The 19,819-nt window shown below is 74.5% G+C and carries 14 protein-coding genes; 7 read left to right on the plus strand and 7 right to left on the minus strand.

What is annotated here, in order from left to right; genetic code table 11:
- Window positions 1-389 precede the first annotated feature (389 nt).
- The 4 genes from ACFC0B_RS20770 to ACFC0B_RS20785 all read left to right on the plus strand — a co-directional run bounded on the left by ACFC0B_RS20770 (window position 390) and on the right by ACFC0B_RS20785 (window position 6,509).
- On the plus strand, window positions 390-914 hold the full coding sequence (locus ACFC0B_RS20770) for a PadR family transcriptional regulator (protein ID WP_350570858.1): 525 nt from the start codon (window positions 390-392) through the stop codon (window positions 912-914).
- Window positions 911-1,624 carry an ABC transporter ATP-binding protein gene (locus ACFC0B_RS20775; RefSeq protein ID WP_376087517.1) on the plus strand — a complete coding sequence of 238 codons (714 nt, stop codon included), beginning with the start codon at window positions 911-913 and terminating at the stop codon, window positions 1,622-1,624. The genes ACFC0B_RS20770 and ACFC0B_RS20775 overlap by 4 nt, the downstream gene beginning before the upstream one ends.
- Window positions 1,621-3,852, plus strand: a complete 2,232-nt coding sequence (locus ACFC0B_RS20780; RefSeq protein WP_376087519.1) for an FtsX-like permease family protein — start codon at window positions 1,621-1,623, stop codon at window positions 3,850-3,852. Before ACFC0B_RS20775 ends, ACFC0B_RS20780 begins: the two co-directional genes overlap by 4 nt.
- Before the next feature lie 317 nt (window positions 3,853-4,169).
- Complete coding sequence (locus ACFC0B_RS20785; protein ID WP_376087521.1) at window positions 4,170-6,509, plus strand: collagenase; 2,340 nt, start codon at window positions 4,170-4,172, stop codon at window positions 6,507-6,509.
- A 63-nt stretch (window positions 6,510-6,572) separates the two neighbouring features.
- On the opposite strand, the gene ACFC0B_RS20790 is transcribed toward ACFC0B_RS20785, so the two are convergent.
- Both ACFC0B_RS20790 and ACFC0B_RS20795 read right to left on the minus strand, forming a co-directional pair.
- Complete coding sequence (locus ACFC0B_RS20790) at window positions 6,573-7,028, minus strand: NUDIX hydrolase (protein ID WP_376087523.1); 456 nt, start codon at window positions 7,026-7,028, stop codon at window positions 6,573-6,575.
- A 29-nt stretch (window positions 7,029-7,057) separates the two neighbouring features.
- The gene (locus ACFC0B_RS20795; RefSeq protein WP_376087525.1) at window positions 7,058-8,566 is read right to left on the minus strand and encodes an SDR family NAD(P)-dependent oxidoreductase; all 1,509 of its coding nucleotides are present in this window, start codon (window positions 8,564-8,566) and stop codon (window positions 7,058-7,060) included.
- 305 nt (window positions 8,567-8,871) lie between these two features.
- Here ACFC0B_RS20795 and ACFC0B_RS20800 point away from each other — a divergent pair, with 305 nt between their 5' ends.
- On the plus strand, window positions 8,872-10,311 hold the full coding sequence (locus tag ACFC0B_RS20800) for a GuaB1 family IMP dehydrogenase-related protein (RefSeq protein ID WP_376087527.1): 1,440 nt from the start codon (window positions 8,872-8,874) through the stop codon (window positions 10,309-10,311).
- Here ACFC0B_RS20800 and ACFC0B_RS20805 read toward each other — a convergent pair.
- The 3 genes from ACFC0B_RS20805 to ACFC0B_RS20815 form a co-directional block, all read right to left on the minus strand.
- On the minus strand, window positions 10,272-11,093 hold the full coding sequence (locus ACFC0B_RS20805; RefSeq protein WP_376087529.1) for a DUF5995 family protein: 822 nt from the start codon (window positions 11,091-11,093) through the stop codon (window positions 10,272-10,274). The two genes, ACFC0B_RS20800 and ACFC0B_RS20805, sit on opposite strands and share 40 nt — an antisense overlap.
- Window positions 11,094-11,155: 62 nt before the next feature.
- The gene (locus ACFC0B_RS20810; RefSeq protein WP_376087531.1) at window positions 11,156-11,554 is read right to left on the minus strand and encodes a DUF3224 domain-containing protein; all 399 of its coding nucleotides are present in this window, start codon (window positions 11,552-11,554) and stop codon (window positions 11,156-11,158) included.
- 100 nt (window positions 11,555-11,654) lie between these two features.
- On the minus strand, window positions 11,655-12,755 hold the full coding sequence (locus ACFC0B_RS20815) for a PP2C family protein-serine/threonine phosphatase (protein ID WP_376087533.1): 1,101 nt from the start codon (window positions 12,753-12,755) through the stop codon (window positions 11,655-11,657).
- A gap of 139 nt (window positions 12,756-12,894) precedes the next feature.
- Between ACFC0B_RS20815 and ACFC0B_RS20820 the strand changes: the two genes are divergently transcribed.
- A complete protein-coding gene (locus ACFC0B_RS20820; RefSeq protein ID WP_376087535.1) occupies window positions 12,895-13,845 on the plus strand; it encodes a pseudouridine synthase in 951 nt (316 codons plus the stop codon).
- Here the strand turns inward: ACFC0B_RS20820 and ACFC0B_RS20825 are convergent.
- The gene (locus ACFC0B_RS20825) at window positions 13,842-14,726 is read right to left on the minus strand and encodes a winged helix-turn-helix transcriptional regulator (RefSeq protein ID WP_376087537.1); all 885 of its coding nucleotides are present in this window, start codon (window positions 14,724-14,726) and stop codon (window positions 13,842-13,844) included. The two genes, ACFC0B_RS20820 and ACFC0B_RS20825, sit on opposite strands and share 4 nt — an antisense overlap.
- A gap of 143 nt (window positions 14,727-14,869) precedes the next feature.
- On the opposite strand from ACFC0B_RS20825, the gene ACFC0B_RS20830 reads away from it, so the two are divergent.
- Window positions 14,870-16,066: an MFS transporter gene (locus ACFC0B_RS20830; protein ID WP_376087539.1), complete on the plus strand. Its 1,197-nt coding sequence runs from the start codon at window positions 14,870-14,872 to the stop codon at window positions 16,064-16,066.
- Window positions 16,067-16,096: 30 nt separating this feature from the next.
- Here the strand turns inward: ACFC0B_RS20830 and ACFC0B_RS20835 are convergent, their stop codons facing one another.
- On the minus strand, window positions 16,097-19,786 hold the full coding sequence (locus ACFC0B_RS20835) for a SpoIIE family protein phosphatase (protein ID WP_376087541.1): 3,690 nt from the start codon (window positions 19,784-19,786) through the stop codon (window positions 16,097-16,099).
- Window positions 19,787-19,819 lie beyond the last annotated feature (33 nt).

Consider the following 19,819-nt stretch of genomic DNA (forward strand, 5'->3'; position numbering starts at 1 on the left):
CTCACGGCTGTTGGCGTGGGTTCGGCCCCGTCGGATCCCAATCTCTCCCGGCACCGGCCCCTCGCACAAGAGCCGGGCGGTCCCGCGCGCCGGTCCGGTGGAGGGGCCCAAAGCCCCTGACCCCGACGCGGGACCGGGACGTTCGGCCCTCGGCGGGCCGGGGTCGCAGCGGGCAGGCTGGGCCCTGGCCGCGTTCTCGTGCCGGGGACGCGGAGGCCCGGCCTGCTGTGGGGGCTCGCCGGGCCGCCGTGCAGAGCGGAGGACGGGGTTGGGGCCGTCCTCCGCTCGCGGCATTCCCGAACCGTCGATCAGCATCGTGTTTCACCAGGTCAGGGCCGTATTCTCGCCAGCTATACACTCGATGTATACCTCTGGTGTATGGTCCTCTCATGAGTGTTCCCCTGACCCTTCTCGGGCTGCTGGAGCGGGAGCCGAGCCACGGCTACGACCTCAAGCGCGACTACGACACCTTCTTCGGACGCGGCAAACCCCTGCCGTACGGTCAGGTCTACGCCACCCTCGGCCGACTGGCGCGCGACGGAAAGGTCGTGCCCGGCGAGGCCGAGCCCGGCGACGGGCCCGAGCGCAAGCGCTACGTCATCACCGAGGCCGGCGTGACCGAGTTCGAGCACTGGCTCGCCGAGCCCGTCGCGCCCGAACCCACCCTGCAGTCCGTGCTCTTCACCAAGGTCGTCCTGGCCCTGCTGCTCGGCCGCGACGCCGAGGCCTACCTCGACACCCAGCGCGCCGCCCACCTGCAGCGGATGCGCGAGCTCACCGAGCTGCGCCGCACCGGCCCGCTGGTCGACGCCCTGCTCGCCGACCACGGCCTCTTCCACCTGGAGGCGGACCTGCGGTGGATCGACCTGACCACCGCCCGCCTGGACGCCCTTGCCGCGGAGGTGCGCGCATGACCCCCCTGATCGAAGCCCGCGACGTCGAACTCTCCTTCGGCGAGACCCCGGCGCTGCGCGGCGCGAGCCTGGCCGCCGGAGCCGGCGAGGTGCTCGCCGTGATGGGCGCCAGCGGCTCCGGAAAGTCCACCCTGCTGCACTGCCTGGCCGGCATCCTCGTCCCCGACGCGGGCGAGGTGCTCTTCGACGGGCAGCGGATCGACACCCTCGACGAGAACCGGCGCAGCGCCTTACGGCGTGACCGCTTCGGCTTCGTGTTCCAGTTCGGCCAGCTCGTCCCGGAACTGACGGCCGAGGAGAACATCGCCCTGCCGCTGCTGCTCTCCGGCGTCCGCCGGTCCGCCGCCCTCGCCGACGCCCGCCCGTGGTTCGCCCAGCTCGGCCTCGACGGCCTGGAGCGCCGCCGCTCCGGCGAGCTGTCGGGCGGCCAGGCCCAGCGGGTCGCGCTGGCCCGGGGCCTGGTGACCCGCCCCCGGGTGCTGTTCGCCGACGAGCCGACCGGCGCGCTGGACTCGCTCACCGGCGAGCAGGTGATGGCCCTGATGGTCTCCGCCGCCCGTGAGCAGGGCACCACCGTCGTCCTGGTCACCCACGAACCCCGGGTCGCCGCCTACGCCGACCGCGAGGCCATCGTCCGGGACGGCCGGGCCCGCTCGCTCTCCACCGGCTACGCCCCGGGCGGCCCGGCGGCGGAACGGGTCGCCTCGTGATCGCCTTCGCCCTGCGCCTCGCCGTCAGCGGCGGCCGTCAGGCCGTCGCCCGGCTGCTCACGGTCGCCGCCGCCGCGGCCGTCGGCGTCGGCCTGCTGCTCTCCACGCTCGCCGCCGTCAACGCCGTCGGCGCCACCAACGAACGGATGCTCTGGGCCAACAGCGGCGCGAAGAGCCGCACCGAGAGCGCGGACGTCGACCCGCTCTGGTGGCGCGACCGCGGCCCCGAGTTCTACGACGGCAAGCGGCTGCTCTACATCGAGGTCGCCGCCACCGGGCCGACCTCGCCGGTCCCGCCGGGCCTGGCGAAGCTGCCGGCGGCGGGCGAGTACTACGCCTCGCCCGCCCTCGCCGAGCTGATCCGGGAGCGGCCCGCCGACCAGCTGGCCGACCGCTTCCCCGGCCGGCTCACCGGGGAGATCGGCGATGTCGCGCTCGCCTCCCCGGACTCCCTGGTGCTGATCGGCGGCCAGGACCCGGCGGCCCTCGCGGCCCGCCCGGGCGCCCGCCGGATCACCACCATCGCCACATGGCTCCCGGCCTGCCAGGCGGACTGCCCGGCCACCGGCACCCGGGGCGACGCCATGACGCTGATCCTCTCGGTGGTCGCGGGGGCACTGCTCTTCCCCGTGGTGATCTTCATCGGCACGGCCACCCGGCTGTCCGCCGCCACCCGCGAGCAGCGCTACGCCGCGATGCGGCTGGTCGGGGCGACGCCCCGGCAGATCACGCTGATCGCGGCCGTCGAGTCCACCCTGGCCGCCGTCGCCGGCACCGTCCTCGGCTTCGGGCTGTACCTGCTGCTGCGGCCGCTGGTGGCGACCGTCCCGTTCACCGGGGACCGCTTCTTCACCGAGGACCTCACCCTCACCGTGCCGCAGGCCCTGGCCGTGCTGTTCGGCGTCCCGCTGGCGGCCGCGGTGGCCGCCCGGCTCGCACTGCGCCGGGTGACCGTCTCCCCGCTCGGTGTCAGCCGCCGGGTCACCCCCCGGCCGCCGTCCGCCTGGCGGGTGGCGCCGCTGCTGGCCGGGCTCGCCGAGCTCGCCTGGTTCGTCGGCCGCCGTCCCGCGACCACCAACGGGCAGACCGCCGCCTACCTGACCGGCTTCCTGGTGGTCATGCTCGGCCTGGTGGTGGCCGGCCCCTGGCTGACCATGGCGGCCGCCCGCGCGGTCGCCGCCCGGACCGGCCGACCGTCCACCCTGATCGCCGTGCGGCGGCTCGCCGACGACCCGAAGGCCGGGTTCCGCTCGGTGGCCGGCCTGGTCCTGGCGCTGTTCGTCACCACCGCGACGGTCGCCATCATCGGCACCATCGACACCAACCGCGGCGCGCTCAGCGGCGACCCGCAGACCCGGGTCGCGGTGGAGCACGGCGCCCTGGCCGGCGATCCGCCGATGGCCGCCGCCGTGCCGGAGCGGGTGCTGGCCGAGGTGAGGGCCGTCCCCGGCTACCGGGGCCTGGCGATCGCCCATGCCGATCCGGACGGCCTGGTGCGTGACCAGGCCGATCCGCGCGACTGGATGGCGCCCGTCCTGGCGCTCTGCTCGGACCTCGCGCAGGTCCCGGTGGTCGGCCACTGCGCCCCCGGCGCCGCGGTGGCGGCAGTCGCGCCGTACGGCTTCCTGGACCTCCGGTCGCAGGAGTCCGTCGAATGGCCGAGCGCGCCGATCACCGCCGAGGCGGCCGCCCGGCTGCCGGTGCAGTCGCTCTACGTGACGACGGACGGGTCGACGGCCGCGAAGGAGCGGGTCCGCACCATCCTCAGCCAGGCCTTCCCGGACGAGAACACCCGGACGGTCCAGGACTGGGGCTCCGAGCAGCAGCGGATGCTGGCCGGCTGGCGGCAGCTGGCCGACGTCGTCCTGCTCACCACCCTGCCGATCGCCGGCTGCAGCCTCGCGGTCAGCGTGGTCGCGGGCCTCTCCGACCGGCGCCGGCCGTTCGCGATGCTCCGGCTCACCGGGGCGCCGCTGGGCCTGCTGCGGTGGGTGATCGCCCTGGAGAGCGCGCTGCCGCTGCTGGTGGTGGCGGTGATCGCGACCGGGACGGGCTTCGGCGCGGCGGCGATGTTCCTCAAGTCGCAGATGGACTACGACCTGGTCCCGCCGGGCGCGGTGTACTTCGCGCTGGTGCTGCTCGGGCTGGCGGTGTCGCTCGGGATCATCGCCTCCACGCTGCCGCTGCTGAAGCGGATCACCGGCCCGGAGGCGGCCCGCAACGGCTGACCCCCCGGGGCCGACGACGGCCCTGCCACGCGAACCCCGCCCCCGGAATCGGAGGCGGGGTTCGCGCACGTCCGGTCCGAATGCCGGCGAATTCCGTTTGCGTGCCCATGGAATGACCGAGAGTCATTTCCCCCCGCCGTTCCGGAGCGAACGTGCCGAGTTGTGAAATGGACCTTCCATAAGTTGTGTGACATGTGCAATGGTACTCCTCACCTCCCCACCGTGCGACGGACCAGCACACAACCCCGTCGCCATCGGTCCTCACCCCCCCACCGGCCGTACCCCAATGCGGCCGAACCAGGCCCGGAGGCCCCCACGTGAGTGCCGTGCGCCTGTTGCGACTCCCGCAACTGGCAAGAATTCTGCTGCTCGTCCTTTCCTGTGCCCTGACGATCGGCCTGTTCGCCCCGCGGAGCCAGGCGGCTCCCGTCGCCCCGACCCCCACGGCGACCCCCGCGACCGACCGCGGCGAAATCCCCCCGCCCGGCGCCGACAGCGACCTCGCGTCGCCGGCGCACGACCACGACGCGGCGTCGAAGCCGAAGGACGCCGCCCCCGCGCGGCTCGCCTTCCAGGACTCCGACTCCGCCGCCGCGCCGGCCAAGGCCCCCGCGCCCTCGGCCAAGGCGTTCGGCCTGGGCGCGGCGGCGGCGGACGCGGAGGCCGCCGACGCCGCCGCCTGCAACCCGGCGTCCTTCGCCCGGACCGGCGAGGCCCTGGTCCGCCTCATCAAGGCGGCGAGCTACGACTGCGTCGACGGGCTGTTCCGGATCCCGAGCGAGTACGCGGCCGGCGCCTTCCGCGAGTCCCAGATGCTCACCGTCATCGAGGCCCTGCGCGAGAGTGCCCGCACCTACCAGGGCAACGACGGCGACCGCATCACGCAGCTGATGTACTACGTGCAGGCCGGCTACTCGGTGCAGTGGACCAAGGCGGACGTCGTCGGCTCGTACGACAAGCTCCCGGCCAAGATCAGCGAGGCCGTCCACACCTTCTTCGCCAACCCCCGCTCGCTCGACGCCACCACGGCCAACGCCGTCCCGCTGGAGCGCGCCGCCGTGCTGGCCGACGTGCCCCGCCGGCCCGGTGACTACGTCGACGTCATCAAGCAGATCCTGAACGCCTACCAGCCCGAGGCCTGGGACAAGGTCAACCTGCTGCGGGCGGTCAACCCGGTCACCCTGGTGCTGTACCGGGGCGTCAACTCCCAGGACCCGGCGTTCCGGGCGGCCGTCCTGGCCGATCCGGGCGTGCTCGACGCGCTGAACGGCTTCATCCTGCGCGCCAAGGGCCACCTGCTGGACCGCGACCGCAACAACTCCCTCACCCTCAACAACGCGATCGACGAGCTGACCCGGGTGCAGGCCATCGCGGAGATCGCCCCGCGGTCCCGCGCGATGGTGAAGAACCTGGTCGACGCCTCCGGCGGCATCACCGGGCCGAACTGGCCGCTGCGTGCCTCCGCCTCGGCCTCCATCCAGAAGTTCGACCAGGCCGGCTGCGGCTACTACGGCACCTGTGACGACCCGCAGCGGTTCAAGGAGGCCTACCTGCCGGTCCGGCACACCTGCAGCCCGACCCTGCGCATCCTCGGCCAGGACCTGACCGCGGCCCAGCTGGCCGCGGCCTGCGCCAGCCTGAACGGCCAGGACGTCTTCTTCCACGGCGTGTCCCGGGACAAGGGCCCCGTCGCCGACGACAACAACGCGGCCCTGGAGGTCGTCGCCTTCGACTCCGACGTCCAGTACGTCCTGCTCGGCCGGGCGATCTTCGGCACCGACACCAACAACGGCGGCATCTACCTGGAGGGCGAGCCCTCCAAGGCCGGCAACCAGGCCCGCTTCCTCGCCTACGAGGAGCCGTCGCGGTCCGGGGGCTACGAGATCCGCAACCTCAACCACGAGTACACCCACTACCTCGACGCCCGCTTCAACCTCTGGGGCGACTTCCGCCAGGGCGAGGCCGGCAAGCTGGTCTGGTGGACCGAGGGTCTCGCCGAGGTCGTCGCCACGTCGTACCTGAAGCAGGTCAACCAGGCCGCCATCGACTCGGCGGCCCGGCACAGCTACCGGCTGAGCGAGCTCTTCGACACCGCCTACGGCGACCAGAACCGCGTCTACCAGTGGGGCTACCTGGCCGTCCGCTACATGCTGGAGCAGCACCGCTCCGACGTCGACGCGCTCCTCGCCAAGTGGCGCGCCGGTGACTGGGCGGGCTCCCGCGCGATCACGACCGCCATCGGCAGCCGCTACGACGCCGACTTCGACAACTGGCTGAGCCGTTGCGCGGCCGGTGCCTGTGCGACCGTCCCGGAGTTCCCGCAGTTCAAGGCGTGCGAGAGCGGCGACACCCGCCAGCTCGACAAGAACTGCGTGCGCACCGGCGTCTCGGCGACCACCGGCAACTACGCGCACTTCTACGTCAACGTGCCGGCCGGTACCAAGCAGATCCGGGTGACCAGCAGCGGCGGCACCGGCAACGCCGACCTCTACTACCACTGGGGCGGCTGGGCGTACACCAACTCGTACGTCACGCGGTCGGCGGGGCCGGACAACTCCGAGACCCTGACCATCACCAACCCGCCCGCCGGGTACGTGTTCTTCAGCCTCTACGCCCAGCAGGACTTCAAGGGCGTCACCGTCACCAGCGAGTTCTGACCGGAGCCCCGACAACGGATCCTTGAGGTCACAAGGTGAGACCCGCCCCGCCCGGGGCGGGTCTCACCCGTTGACGGGGTACGCGTGCGTCCCGGTCCGGGGCGCGCCGACGCCCAGTTCCGGCCGCCAGGCACCGAGCACCAGCCCGGACGGGTAGAACATCGGCGACGGCAGCGCGTCCAGCGGCAGCCGCTCCCAGCCGCCGCACGCGTGCGGCTCGGTGACCACGGCGGGCGCCAGGCTCGGCGGGGCGAGCACCGCGGCGGTCAGCCGGGGGCGGCCCAGCTCGTGGTCGAGCAGCACCGCGAGCACCCGCATCTCCTCGGCGGGCAGCACGATCCCGGTCTCCTCGGCCAGCTCGCGCGCGGCCGTCTCCTCGAAGGACTCGCCCGGGTCGACCTTGCCGCCGGGCAGGCTCCAGGTCGGCGGCTCGCCCGGGGTGGTGCGGCGGCCGATCAGCACCCGGCCGTCCCCGGTGGGCACGATCACGCCGGCGCCGAGCAGCGGTGCGGTGGTCATGGCGGTTCCTCCGTCGATGGGGGCCGGGGTTACCAGGCGGCGCGCTCGAAGTCCTTCAGGAAGCAGCCGTAGAGGTCCTCGCCCTGCTCGCCGCGGACGATCGGGTCGTAGACCCGGGCCGCGCCGTCGACCAGGTCGAGCGGGGCGTGGAAGCCCTCGTCGGCCAGCCGCATCTTGTCCGGGTGCGGGCGCTCGTCGGTGATCCAGCCGGTGTCGACGGCGGTCATCAGGATGCCGTCGGTCTGGAACATCTCCTGCGCGCTGGTGCGGGTGAGCATGTTCAGCGCGGCCTTGGCCATGTTGGTGTGCGGGTGGCCGGCGCCCTTGTAGCCGCGCTGGAACACGCCCTCCATCGCGGAGACGTTGACCACGTACTTGCGCCGGGACGCCGAGGCGGCCATCGCCGGGCGCAGTTGGCTGATCAGGATGAACGGCGCGGTGGAGTTGCAGAGCTGGACCTCCAGCAGCTCCACCGGGCCGACCTCGCTGACGGTCTGCACCCAGCTGTTGGTGTCCGCGAGGTCGGGGACGAGGCCGCCGGCGTCGATCGCCGTGCCGGCCTGGATCCGCTCGGGCGTCGCCGAGCCGGTGACCAGGGCGAGCGAGGTGACGTCCTCGGCGGAGATCCGCTCGCCGCCGTCGGAGGCCTGGTGCGGCAGGGCGGGCAGGTCGACGCTGCCGCTGTTGAACCGGCCGATGGTGGTGGACTGCGGCAGCTCGCCGGCCGGCAGCGGCGCGGACTCGGCGGCGACCAGCTCGCGGTAGGACTCCGGCGGGCGGCGCACGGTCTGCGCGGCGTTGTTGATCAGGATGTCCAGCGGGCCGTCCGCGGCGACCTCGTCGGCCAGCGCCATCACCTGGGCCGGGTCGCGCAGGTCGATGCCGACGATCTTCAGCCGGTGCAGCCACTCGGCGCTGTCCGGCATCGCGGTGAAGCGGCGGATCGCGTCGTTGGGGAAGCGGGTGGTGATGGTGGTGTGGGCGCCGTCGCGCAGCAGCATCAGCGCGATGTACATGCCGATCTTGGCCCGGCCGCCGGTGAGCAGCGCCCGCTTGCCGGTGAGGTCGGCCCGGGCGTCCCGGCGGGCCCGGTTCCTGACCGCGCAGTTCTGGCAGAGGTTGTGGTAGAAGGCGTCGACCTCGACGTACCGCTGCTTGCAGATGTAGCAGGAGCGGGGGCGCTCCAGGATCCCGGCGATCTCGGTGGTGGTGACGGTGGTCAGGCCGAAGGCGCCGGCCGTCTCGTCGTCGATCCGGGTCGGGGCGCCGGTCGCGGTGCGCGCGGTGACCGCGCGGTCGTTGGCGGTCTTGCGGGCCCGGGTCTCCTGGCGGCGGCGCTGCTTCAGGGTGCGGAATACGCCGCCGACGGCCTGGCGGACGGCGATCGCGTCCGGGTGGTCGACGTGCAGCTCGTCCAGCTCGGCCAGCACCTCCAGGCACAGCCGGAGGCGCTCCGGGTCGAGGCCGGGGCCGTAGTCGATCTCCTCGACGGTCCCGGTGCCGTTGTCCTGCTCGATGTCCACGCCCGCCGCCGTCATGCCGTCTGCCGCTTTCCCGCTCGCCCCGCCGATCACGATCACGGCGGTCGCCGCGTCACCGCGTGAATGCTACGGGAGCGACCCTGGCCGGGGCGAAAAGCGGAGTATTTGGAGGATCCTCCAGGTCTACGCGCGGAGCTTCGATCATGGCTTGTGTACAGCGCCAGCAATCGTGGTCGAACTGGCTTTTGGCGAACGGCTCCCGGAGAATCGAACGTCGGGTGCAGGGGCGCCCGAGTGCGCCCTGCGGCCGAGCCGCACCCGCACCCGAGGTGTATTTTCTCCCAGCCAGAGAGCCCCGTTTCATGCGCTTCCTGAACGACCTCATGCCCTCGTACGACCTCACGTACGACGACGTCTTCATGGTCCCCAGTCGATCCGCCGTGGGCTCCCGCCAGGGTGTCGACCTCTCCTCCAACGACGGCACCGGCACCACCATCCCGCTGGTCGTCGCCAACATGACCGCCATCGCCGGCCGCCGGATGGCCGAGACCGTCGCCCGCCGCGGCGGCCTGGTGGCCATCCCCCAGGACATCCCGACCGAGGTCATCGCCGAGGTCGTGGGCTGGGTCAAGCAGCGCCACCTGGTGCACGACACGGCCATCACCCTCGACCCCGGCGCCACCGTCGCCGAGGCGCTCTCGCTGCTGCCCAAGCGCGCCCACGGCGCGCTGGTGGTGGTCGAGGACGGCCGGCCGGTCGGCGTCGTCACCGACTCCGACTGCCAGGGCGTCGACCGCTTCACCTCGCTCTCCGAGGTGATGTCCCGCGAGCTGCTCCTGCTCGACGAGGACGTCGACCCGCGCGACGCCTTCGACCGGCTGAGCGAGGCGCACCGCAGGCTGGCCCCCGTGGTGGACCGCGAGGGCCGCCTGGTCGGCATCCTGACCCGCAAGAACGCGCTGCGCGCCACCCTCTACACCCCGGCCGTGGACGCCGCCGGCAAGCTGCGGGTCGCCGCCACCGTCGGCATCAACGGCGATGTCGCGGGCAAGGCCAAGGCCCTGCTGGAGGCCGGCGCGGACGCGCTGGTCGTGGACACCGCGCACGGCCATCAGGAGTCGATGATCAGCGCGCTGCGGGCCGTGCGCGGCCTGGACCCGCAGGTCCCGGTCGTCGCGGGCAACGTCGTCTCGGCGGCCGGCGTGCGCGACCTCGTCGAGGCGGGCGCCGACATCCTGAAGGTCGGTGTCGGCCCGGGCGCGATGTGCACCACCCGGATGATGACCGGCGTCGGCCGACCGCAGTTCTCGGCCGTTCTGGAGTGCGCCGCCGAGGCCCGCCGGCTGGGCCGGCACGTCTGGGCCGACGGCGGCGTGCGCCACCCGCGCGACGTCGCCATGGCGCTGGCCGCGGGCGCGTCCAATGTGATGATCGGCTCCTGGTTCGCCGGCACCTACGAGTCGCCCGGCGACCTGCAGACCACCGCCGACGGCCGGCAGTACAAGGAGTCCTTCGGCATGGCCTCGAAGCGGGCCGTGAGCAACCGCACCGCGCAGGACTCCTCGTACGACCGGGCCCGCAAGGCGCTGTTCGAGGAGGGCATCTCGCACTCCCGGATGTTCCTCGACCCGGCCCGCCCGGGCGTCGAGGACCTCATCGACTCCATCGTCGCGGGCGTCCGCAGCTCCTGCACCTACGCGGGCGCGGCCACCCTGGAGGAGTTCCACGAGAAGGCCGTGGTCGGCATCCAGAGCGCGGCCGGCTACGCCGAGGGCAAGCCGCTGCACTCCAGCTGGGCCTGAGCCTCCCCGAGCCCGGCGGCCGCTCCGCTCCCCACCGCGGGGAGCGGACCGGCCGCCGCGCCGGGCCCCGGCTCCAGCGGCCCCAGCCCCAGCGGCAGCAGCAGCGCGCGGCCGAGCAGCCCGACCGCGCCGTCCAGCGCCGCGCTGAACGCCGCGGCCGCCGAGGGCCGCCCGCGCAGCTCCCAGAGCACCCGCACCGAACCCCAGGCGGCGTCCCTGGCGGTGTCGACCGACCACGCGCCGAGCCGGTGGGTCAGCGGCTCGAACCGCTCCAGCACGTCCGGCCCCGGCATCAGCTGCTCCCGGACGGCCGCCTCCACCCCGGCCAGCAGGTCGTTGATCCGGTGGTAGTCGCCGGCCAGCTGCTCCGGCTCCCGGCCCAGCCGCCGGCAGGTGTCCAGGACGGCGAGCGGCAGGTCGTGCTGGATGTGGGCGCTCATCCCGGCCATCGCGAACTGGACCGGGTGCACCTCCGGGTGCGCGCGCAGCTCGAACAGCGGCCGCCAGCAGGCCGGCGGCCGCCGCCGCGCCGCGACCGCGTCCACCGCCAGCAGGTAGCGCCCGGCGAACACCGTGTCGAGCACGCCCATCGCGGACGGGTCCGCGAAGCTGCCCAGCCGGTCCCGGACGGTCTCCGTGACGGTCAGGTACATCCGGTTGAACACCGCGACCCCGTCGGCGGGCGGCAGTTCGGCCGCGATCGTCCGCAACCGGCGGACCACCGCGTCGATCCCGCGCGCCCGCTGCGGGCCCGGTGCGCTCCGCGTGGGCGTCCTGACCATGCGTCACCTCCCGGCGCCGTTCGTGCTCCGATCGCCTCATCGTGGCACGCCGGCCGGGCGGATCATCGGTTCAACGCGTAGTCCAGCCCATAGGTGTGCCGCCCCTCCTCGTCCACCTCCAGCTCGAACACCCCGGTGATTCCCGCCAGCTCGCCCGAGCCGGTGCCCTCCACCACCCGGATCGACAGCCGCTCGCCGTGGCTCCCCGGCGCCGCGTGCTGCAGCACGAACGACCCCTGCCGCCCGTCCAGCGCACCGGTGAACCGCTCCACCGCCACGTACGCGGCCGGTCCGCCCGCGCCGTCCAGCACCGACAGCATCCGCACCACGCTCGACCCGGTCAGGCCGCCGGTGAACTCCTTGGTGATCCGCACCCGGCCGACCGTCGCCCCCGGCTGCTCGTCCGTCTCCTCCGGCTCGAACGCCGTCACCTCGAACGCCCCGCTCGCCCTGCTCCCCACCGCACCGTCCCCTCGACGAAGGTCCCACGCGCCCGGTGGGCACCGACCGCACCGCCAGCCTTGCACGCCCCACTGACAACGGCCGCCGGGCCCGCCGGGCTCACCGCTCCCAGCGGATCGCCAGGGCGGCGGCGTCGTCGGCGAGGCCGGCGGGGGCGACCCAGGCGTCGAGGTCGGCGAGGAGGGCGTCGAGCAGGTCGTCCGGGCTGCCGGCCGGGAGCCGCGGGAGGCGGGCGGGGAGGGGGTAGAAGACGTCCTCCGCGTTGCGCGCCTCGGAGACGCCGTCGGTGTACAGCAGCAGCAGGTCGCCGGGGCGCGGGTGGACCGGGTCGGCGCGGTAGCCGCCGTCGCCGGTGAGGCCGAGCAGGCCGAGCGGCGGGGCGTGCCGGGCCGGGGCGAGTTCGGTGACCCGGTCGGCGCGGCGCAGCAGGGGGTGCGGGTGGCCGCAGTTCACCAGCAGGGCGGCGCCCTCCCGGTCCACGCCGAGCAGCAGCGCGGTCACGAACCGCCCGTCGGCCGGGCGGTCGGTCAGGGCGGTGTCGAGCCGTTCGGCGAGCCGGGCGAGGTCGGGTTCGGAGCGGGCGGCGGTGCGGAAGGCGCCGAGGACGTCCGCGGCCGTCTCGACGGCGGGCAGGCCGTGGCCCTGGACGTCGCCGAGCAGGATCCGGATGCCGTAGGGGGTGTCCGCCACCTCGTACAGGTCGCCGCCGATCCGCGCCTCGGCGGCGGCCGCGACGTACCGGACGGCGATCCGCAGCGGCCCGGCCCGCTCGGGCGGCGGGCGCAGCAGGGCCCGCTGGGCGGCCTCGGCGACGGTGCGGACGTGGAACAGCTCGCGTTCGCGGGCCGCGATCAGCACCACGTTGGCGGTGCTGGCGAGGGTGGCGGCGGTGATGGTGATCAGCGAGGCGAGGTGGACGGTGCCGGGCAGGTGGCTGTTCCCCTCCTCCAGCAGGGCGGCCACGGCGACGGCGGCGATCCCGGTGACCAGCGGCACCCGGGCCCGCCGGGTGGTCGCCCCGACCAGGACCGGCGCCACGGCGAGGACGGGGGAGAGGGTGGTGCCCGGCCCGGTGAGCAGGTCCGCCAGCACGGCCCCGACGATCAGCAGGAAGGCGGCGCCGAGCAGCAGCCGCGTCCGCCGGGGCAGCCGCGGCAGCGGCACCACGCCGTCCTCGGGCCCCTCGCCACCCACGGCCACGCCCTCGCCTCCCACCCGCTCGACCACGCCGGCACGGCCCCCGCCGGGGACCGCCCTCCCCGTCCACTCTCCACCGCCCCCCGCCCCACCGGCATCCCGACGCGGTCGGTGGCGGGGAGGACGTAGGGTGGCGGGCGAGATGAGACGTAGGAGTACGGCGCCGGCCTCGCCGCTTCCGCAGCGGTTCGGGGTGGATCCGGTGCACCTGCGGCTGCCCGTGGCGGGCGGGCCGTGGGAGACGGTGCGGGCGTACCTGCTGGAGCGGCTGCCGGCGGTCGCGGCGGAGCGGGTGGACGGGCTGCTGCGGGACGGCGGGGTGGTCGGCGAGGACGGGCGGGCCGTCGGGGCGGCGGAGCCGTTCCGGCCGGGCGCGCACCTGTGGTTCTACCGGGAGCTGCCGCCGGAGGTGCCGGTCCCGTTCGAGCTGGAGGTGCTGCACCGGGACGAGCACCTGGTGGTCGTCGACAAGCCGCACTTCCTGGCCACCACCCCGCGCGGGCGGCACGTCGTGGAGACGGCGCTCTCCCGGCTGCGGCACGTGCTGGAGCTGCCCGCGCTGAGCCCGGCGCACCGGCTCGACCGGCTGACGGCGGGGCTGGCGATGTTCGTGGTCCGGCCGCAGGACCGGGGCGCCTACCAGACGCTGTTCCGGGACCGGCTGGTCCGCAAGGAGTACCGGGCGGTGGCGGCGTACGACCCGGCGGTGGAGCTGCCGGCCACGGTGCGCAGCCACATCGTCAAGGAGCGGGGGCGGATCGCGGCCCACGAGCTGGACGAGGCGCCGAACAGCGAGAGCCGGATCGAGCTGCTGGAGCGGCGTGACGGGCTGGGCCGCTACCTGTTGCGGCCGGCGACCGGGCGCACCCACCAGCTGCGGCTGCACATGAGCGGCCTGGGGCTGCCGATCCTGGGCGACCCGGTGTACCCGGTGGTGCTGCCGGAGCCGGCCCCGGACGACTTCCGCCGCCCGCTGCAGCTGCTCGCCTCGGCGGTGGAGTTCACCGACCCGCTGAGCGGCCGCCCCCGCCGCTTCGAGAGCCGCCGGACGCTGGCGGCCTGGACGGAACCGGCCGCCTGGGGCGCGCCCTAACCCGCCGCCAGGCCGTCGAGCAGGAGGAGGGCGTCGTCGACCGAGCCGGCCGGGTCGGTGACGGGGTAGCGGACGCCGCGGACGGTGCGGGTGGCGTCGAGGACGAGGGTGATCCGCTTGAGGTGCTCGATCCCGCCGGCCCGGAAGGTCGGCAGGCGCAGGGCGGCGGCCAGGTCGAGGCCGATGTCGGACAGCAGCGGGAACGGGATCCGCGCGTGCTCGGCGAAGGCCGCCAGCTGGTCCGGGCGCTGGGTGCTCACGCCGTGGACGGCGGCGCCGCGGGCGGTGAACTCGGCCATCCGGTCGTGGTGGGCGCGGGACTCCAGCAGGCCGTCGCCGGTGCCGGGGATGTCGTCCCAGCCCGGGGGGTGGTCCGGGCCGCCGGGCCGGTAGGGGCCGGGGAAGCAGTGGAGCACCGTCCAGGCGCGGTCCGCGGCGACCGGGTCGGCGCGCCCGCCGGAGGCGGCGGGGAGTTCCACCGGGGGCAGCCGGCGGCCGGTGAGTGCCAGGACCCGGCGGGTCTCGGCGGAGCCGGCGGTGCTGGTGCCGGAGAGCGAGCCGTCGCCGAGGACGTAGCGCCCGCCCCAGCCCTGCAGGGCGACCAGCACCGGCAGCAGTCCGCGCCCGGCCTCCGTCAGGTGGTACTCGTAGCGCGGCGGGTGCGGGTGGTAGAGGCGCTTCTCCAGGACGTCGTCGGCGACCAGCGCCTTGAGACGCTGGGTGAGGACCTTGCGGCTGATACCGAGTCCGTGCTGCAGGGCGTCGAACTGGTGGGTGCCGCCGGCGACGTCCCTGATCAGGAGCAGGGCCCAGGTGTCCCCGACCACGGCCAGGGCCTGGGAGATCGCGCAGTCGGCGTCCGCCGCTTCCGTGTGCCGCATGACCGCCGATTATAGTGAGTTCCTAAAAGAGACTCACTGCTGAGGGGGCGGGTGTGTCGACCGGGACGGCGGACACGAGGAGGGCGGGCGCGCCGGCGCACGCGGGGCGCCAGGGAGCGGACACCGGCGGCAGAACGACCGGGGTGTTCTGGCGCTACTGGACCGCCTCGACGGTCAGCCGGATCGGGGACCAGGTGAACGCGGTGGCCCTGCCGCTGGTCGCGGTGGTCACCCTGCACGCCTCGGCGATCGACGTCGGCCTGATCACCGGCGCCGGCTACGCCGCCTGGCTGCTGATCGGACTGCCCGCCGGCGTCCTGGTCCAGCGGCTGCCGCCGCGCGGCACCCAGGTGACGATGGACCTGCTCCGCGGGGCCGCCGTCGCCTCGGTCCCGCTGGCGGCCGCCCTCGGCGTGCTGGCCCTGCCCCAGCTCGTGGTGGTCGCGCTGCTGGTGGGCCTCGCGGGCGTCGTCTTCGACGTGGGCATCTCCACCGTCCTGCCCTCGATCGTCGCCAAGGAGGAGCTCACCGCCCGCAACAGCCTGCTCTCCGGCAGCTCCGCCGCGACCGAGCTGGCCGGGCCCTCCCTCGGCGGGGTGCTGGTGCAACTCGTGGGCGGAGCCGCGGCGATACTGCTGGACGCGGTCAGCTACCTGGTCTCGGCGGCCCTGCTGTTCAGCGTGCGGCCGGTCGGGCCGCCGGTCAGCGTGCGGCCGGCCGGCGCCGGGATGCGCGAGCAGATCCGCGAGGGCTGGCGATACGTCACCCGGCACCGGGTGCTGCGGCCCGCCGCCGCCCACGCCGCCGCGGTGAACTTCGTCAGCGGAGGGCTGATGACACTCACTCCGCTGTTCCTGGTGCGCACCCTCGGCGCACCGGCCGCCGTCGTCGGCGCCCTGGTGGCCACCGGAGGCCTCGGCAGCCTGATCGGCGCCGCCGTCACCCCGCGCCTGGTCTCCCGGCTGGGCGGCGGCCGCACCCTGTGCCGGGCGGCGGCGACCGCGGCCGCCTTCGCCTTCCTGCTCCCACTGGCCGGCGCCGGCTGGGGCACACTGGTCTTCGCCGTCGGCAACGCGGGGTTCTCCGCCGGGCTCGTGGTCGCCAGCATCGTGGCCCGGACCCACCGCCAGACCCGGACCCCGCCGGAGCTGCTGCCCCGGGTGATGGCCACCGTCCGCTTCGTCTCCTGGGGCGCGATACCGGTCGGCGCGCTCGCCGCCGGCGCCGCCGCCTCGACCTGGGGCCCGCGCACCGCCCTGCTGCTGTTCGCGCTCAGCGGCGTGGCGGGCCCGGTGATCCTGCTGGCGAGCCCGGTCCGCCGGATGCGCGAGCTGGTCTGACGTTCCGTCCGGGACGACCCGGGATCCGCGTCACCGCCCCGGCGGCAGCTCCAGTTCGAACCAGACCACCTTCCCCTCCGGGGTGCGCCGGCTGCCCCAGCGGTGGGCGAGCTCGTTCACCAGGTGGATGCCGCGCCCGCCCTCGTCCTCCTCGTGGGCGCGCCGGATCCGGGGGGTGGCGACGTCCTGGTCGGCGACCTCCACGGTGAGCGTGCGATGGCAGAACAGCCGCAGCTGGGTGGGCGATCCGGCGTGCACCAGGGCGTTGGTGATCAGCTCGCTGGTGAGCAGCTCGGCACAGTCGGCGAGGGACTCCAGCCCCCACCCGGTGAGCGTCTCCCGGGTGAAGCGGCGCGAGTGGGCGACCATCGCGTGGTCGCCGCCGAGCGGGAGGGTGGCGATCCGGTCCGAACCGGCCGGCCGGACCTGGGCCATGATGACGGCGATGTCGTCCTCGCTGGTGCGGCCGGTGAGTTCGGTGAGCACGGCGTCGCAGGCCTGCTCCAGCGAGCCGCGCCGCGCCGCGACGGTGCGGCAGAGCAGCCGCAGCCCCTCGTCGAGGTCGCGGCCGCGCCGCTCGACCAGGCCGTCGGTGTACACCGTCAGGAGGCCCTCCTCGGGGAGGGTGAACTCGACGCTCTCGAACGGGACTCCGCCGACCCCGAGCGGTGCGCCGGGCGGCAGCTCGACCAGGTGGGCGTTGCCCTCGGTGTCGGCCACCACCGGCGGCAGGTGGCCCGCGCAGGCGGCGGTGCAGCGCCGGCCGACGGGGTCGTACACCACGCAGACGCAGGTGGCGAACTGCCCCTCGCCGAGCGCCGTGGTGGCCTCGTCGAGCCGCTGCAGCACCCGGTCGGGGGCGAGCTCCAGGGTGATCAGCGTCCGTGCCACGGTCCGCAGTTGGCCCATCGTCGCGGCGGCCCGGATGCCGTGGCCCATGACGTCGCCGACCACCAGCGCGACCCGGCCGGAGGAGAGCGGCACGACGTCGAACCAGTCGCCGCCGACCTCGCTGACGACACTGCTCGGCAGGTACCGGTAGGCGAGCTCCAGCCCGAGGGTGCGGTGGATCTCCTGCGGCAGCAGGCTGCGCTGCAGGGTGAGCGCGGTCTCCCGCTCCCGCCGGTAGAGCCGGCCGTTGTCGATGGCCAGCGCGGTCCGGGCGACCAGTTCCTCGGCCAGCGCGCGGTCCGCCGGTCCGAACGGCACCGGGTTGCGGTTGCGGACGAACTCCGCGCCGCCGAGCACCAGTCCGCGCGCCAGCAGCGGCACCATCAGGTACGAGTGCACCCCGGCCTCCAGGCTCGGCTGCACCCGGTCGGGGGAGGCCACGATCCGCCGCAGCGCCGCCTCGTCCACCTCCGAGACCAGGATCGACCGGCCGGTGCGCAGGCTCTGCGCGTACACCTGCGCCGACTGCGAGGTCTCCCCGATCGCGTCGGCGGCGTCCGACATCCGGCCGTGCTCGTCCAGTTCGCCGACCGCGACCGCCCGCATCAGCACCGAGCCGTCGGGCGGCACCGGCGCCGGGTCCTCGCCGTCCAGCACCGTCTCGCGCAGGTCGACGGTGACGAAGTCGGCGAACCGCGGGATCACCACCTCGACCAACTCGTGGGCGGTGCGGTGGAGGTCGAGCGTGGTGCCGATCCGGCCGGACGCCTCGTTGAGCAGCGACAGCCGCTGCTGCGCGGCCCACGCCTCGTCGAGCGCCCGCTGCCGGGCGGCCGCGGCGTCCCGCTCCCGGGTGAACAGCAGCGCGTTGTCGATCGACACGGCCGCCCGCACGGCCAACTCCCCGGCCAGCGCCAGGTCGTCCTCCTCGTACGGGTGCTCGGAGACGGTCCGGTAGAACGCGGCGACGCCGACCGGCGACCCGCGCGCGATCAGCGGTACCACCATGAACGAGCGGACGTTCTGCTCGCGCACCGCCGCCATGCGCACCGGGTCGTCCCGGAACCAGGCCAGCCCGGCCGCGTCCATCCGCGGCACCAGCACCGGGGCCCGGTTCGCGAGCGCCCAGGCGTAGGGGGCGGTGGCGACGAAGCGGTGCACCCCGCCGGTCCGGTCGATCGGGCGCAGCGTCGACTCCCGCGCCGTGTGGAAGGCCATCCGCCGCAGCAGCGCCGAACCGTCGGCCGACGGGCGGGCCTCGCGCTCACCGCGCACCAGGTCGTCCAGGACCTCGACGACCACCGTGTCGGCCAGCCTCGGCGTCGCCACCTCGGCCAGCTCCTGGGCCGTCTGCGCGAGGTCGAGCGTGGTGCCGATCCGGGTGGAGGCCTCGTTGACCACGGCCAGGCGCTCCTGCGCGGCCTTCGCCTCGCGCAGCGCCCGCTGCCGGTCGAGCACCGTCCGGTGCTGGCGCAGGTACAGCCGGGCGTTGTCGATGGCGACCGCGGCCCGGGAGGCCAGCTCGTCGCCGAGCGTGATGTCCGCCTCGGCGAAGGACTCCCGCTCGCCGCGCCGGGAGAAGACGATCATGCCGAGCGTGGTCCCGCGCGCCACCAGCGGGGTGATCCGCACCGAGCGCGGACGGTCGCCGACGTACGCCTGCCGGCCGCTGTCGGTGAGCGCCTCGCTGAGCGGCGGCAGCTCCCAGGACGGCACCACCACCGTCCGCCCGGTGGCCAGTGCCCGCGCGTAGGGGGAGTCCGGCGCCAGCTCGTAGACCGCGTCCACCGGCAGAGCCTCCGCCGGGTAGTGGGGGTCGGTGGTGGCCAGCGCCAGCCGGCGCACCTGCTGCGGGGCTCCGGGGTCCGGCGGCTCGACGTCCCGCCCGGCGGCCAGCGCCTCCAGGGCGAAGACCCCGCTGATGTCGGCCACCTCGGGCACCATCGCGTCGGCCAGTTCCCGGGCGGTCTGCCGCAGGTCCAGGGTGGTGCCGATCGAGGCGCTGGCCTCGACCAGCAGGGTGAGCCGCTCCTGCGCGCGGGCGGCCCTGGTCTCGGCCTGGAAGCGCTCGGTGACGTCGACGACCGTCGAACTCACCCCGAGGATCCGGCCGCCCTGGTCCTCCAGCCGGAAGTAGGCGGCCGACCAGGCGTGGTCGCGGGTCGGGTCGCCGGGCGTGCGGCCGTGCGAGCGGACGTCCACCACCGGCTCGCCGGTCTCCAGCACCCGGCGCATCACCGCCTCGCTCTCGGCGCCGTTGATGCCGGGCAGCAGCTCGGTCAGCCGGTGCCCGAGGTGCTGCTCCACCGGCAGCCCGTTGATCCGCGCCAGCGCCTCGTTGAGCCGCACGAAGGCGAGCCCGGTGTCGTACACGCTCATGCCGACCGGGGCCTGGGTGAAGAAGCCGTCCAGGACGGCCAGGTCCGACTGGATCCGGCGCAGCGTCGTCACGTCCGACGCCACCGCCAGCACCAGCGGGCTGCCGCCCGGCCCGGTGATCGGATGGGTGCGGAACTCCAGGTTGACGCGGTGCCCGTCGCGGTGGCGCACCGGGAAGACGCCGGACCAGCCGCGGCCGTCCAGGATCTGCTGGAACAGCTCCAGCACCTCCGGCCGCCGCTCGTCGGAGACCAGCAGCTGCGCGGCCCGCGCGCCGATCGCCTCCTCCGCGGAGTAGCCGAGCAGGGCCTCGGCGTCGCTGCTCCAGTGCAGGATCCGGCCGTCGGACTCGATCAGGGCGGTGGCGATCGGCACCATCAGCAGGGCCTCCGGACCGTCGGGCCGTCCGGGCCCGCCGGTCCCGCGCCGCTCATGCCGCTTGTTCACCATGCTCGGTCACCATGGCCAGAACCGCCCGGAGGT

Source organism: Kitasatospora sp. NPDC056184, from assembly GCF_042268405.1.
Taxonomy (GTDB): Bacteria; Actinomycetota; Actinomycetes; order Streptomycetales; family Streptomycetaceae; genus Kitasatospora.

What these genes read in the sequence shown, in the direction of transcription:
- ACFC0B_RS20770 (WP_350570858.1), top strand. Translation starts at nt 390, where the DNA reads ATGAGTGTTCCCCTGACCCTTCTCGGGCTGCTGGAGCGGGAGCCGAGC.
- ACFC0B_RS20775 (WP_376087517.1), top strand. Translation starts at nt 911, where the DNA reads ATGACCCCCCTGATCGAAGCCCGCGACGTCGAACTCTCCTTCGGCGAG.
- ACFC0B_RS20800 (WP_376087527.1), top strand. Translation starts at nt 8,872, where the DNA reads ATGCGCTTCCTGAACGACCTCATGCCCTCGTACGACCTCACGTACGAC.
- ACFC0B_RS20820 (WP_376087535.1), top strand. Translation starts at nt 12,895, where the DNA reads ATGAGACGTAGGAGTACGGCGCCGGCCTCGCCGCTTCCGCAGCGGTTC.
- ACFC0B_RS20805 (WP_376087529.1), bottom strand. Translation starts at nt 11,093, where the DNA reads ATGGTCAGGACGCCCACGCGGAGCGCACCGGGCCCGCAGCGGGCGCGC.
- ACFC0B_RS20790 (WP_376087523.1), bottom strand. Translation starts at nt 7,028, where the DNA reads ATGACCACCGCACCGCTGCTCGGCGCCGGCGTGATCGTGCCCACCGGG.
- ACFC0B_RS20835 (WP_376087541.1), bottom strand. Translation starts at nt 19,786, where the DNA reads ATGGTGAACAAGCGGCATGAGCGGCGCGGGACCGGCGGGCCCGGACGG.
- ACFC0B_RS20825 (WP_376087537.1), bottom strand. Translation starts at nt 14,726, where the DNA reads ATGCGGCACACGGAAGCGGCGGACGCCGACTGCGCGATCTCCCAGGCC.
- ACFC0B_RS20795 (WP_376087525.1), bottom strand. Translation starts at nt 8,566, where the DNA reads ATGACGGCGGCGGGCGTGGACATCGAGCAGGACAACGGCACCGGGACC.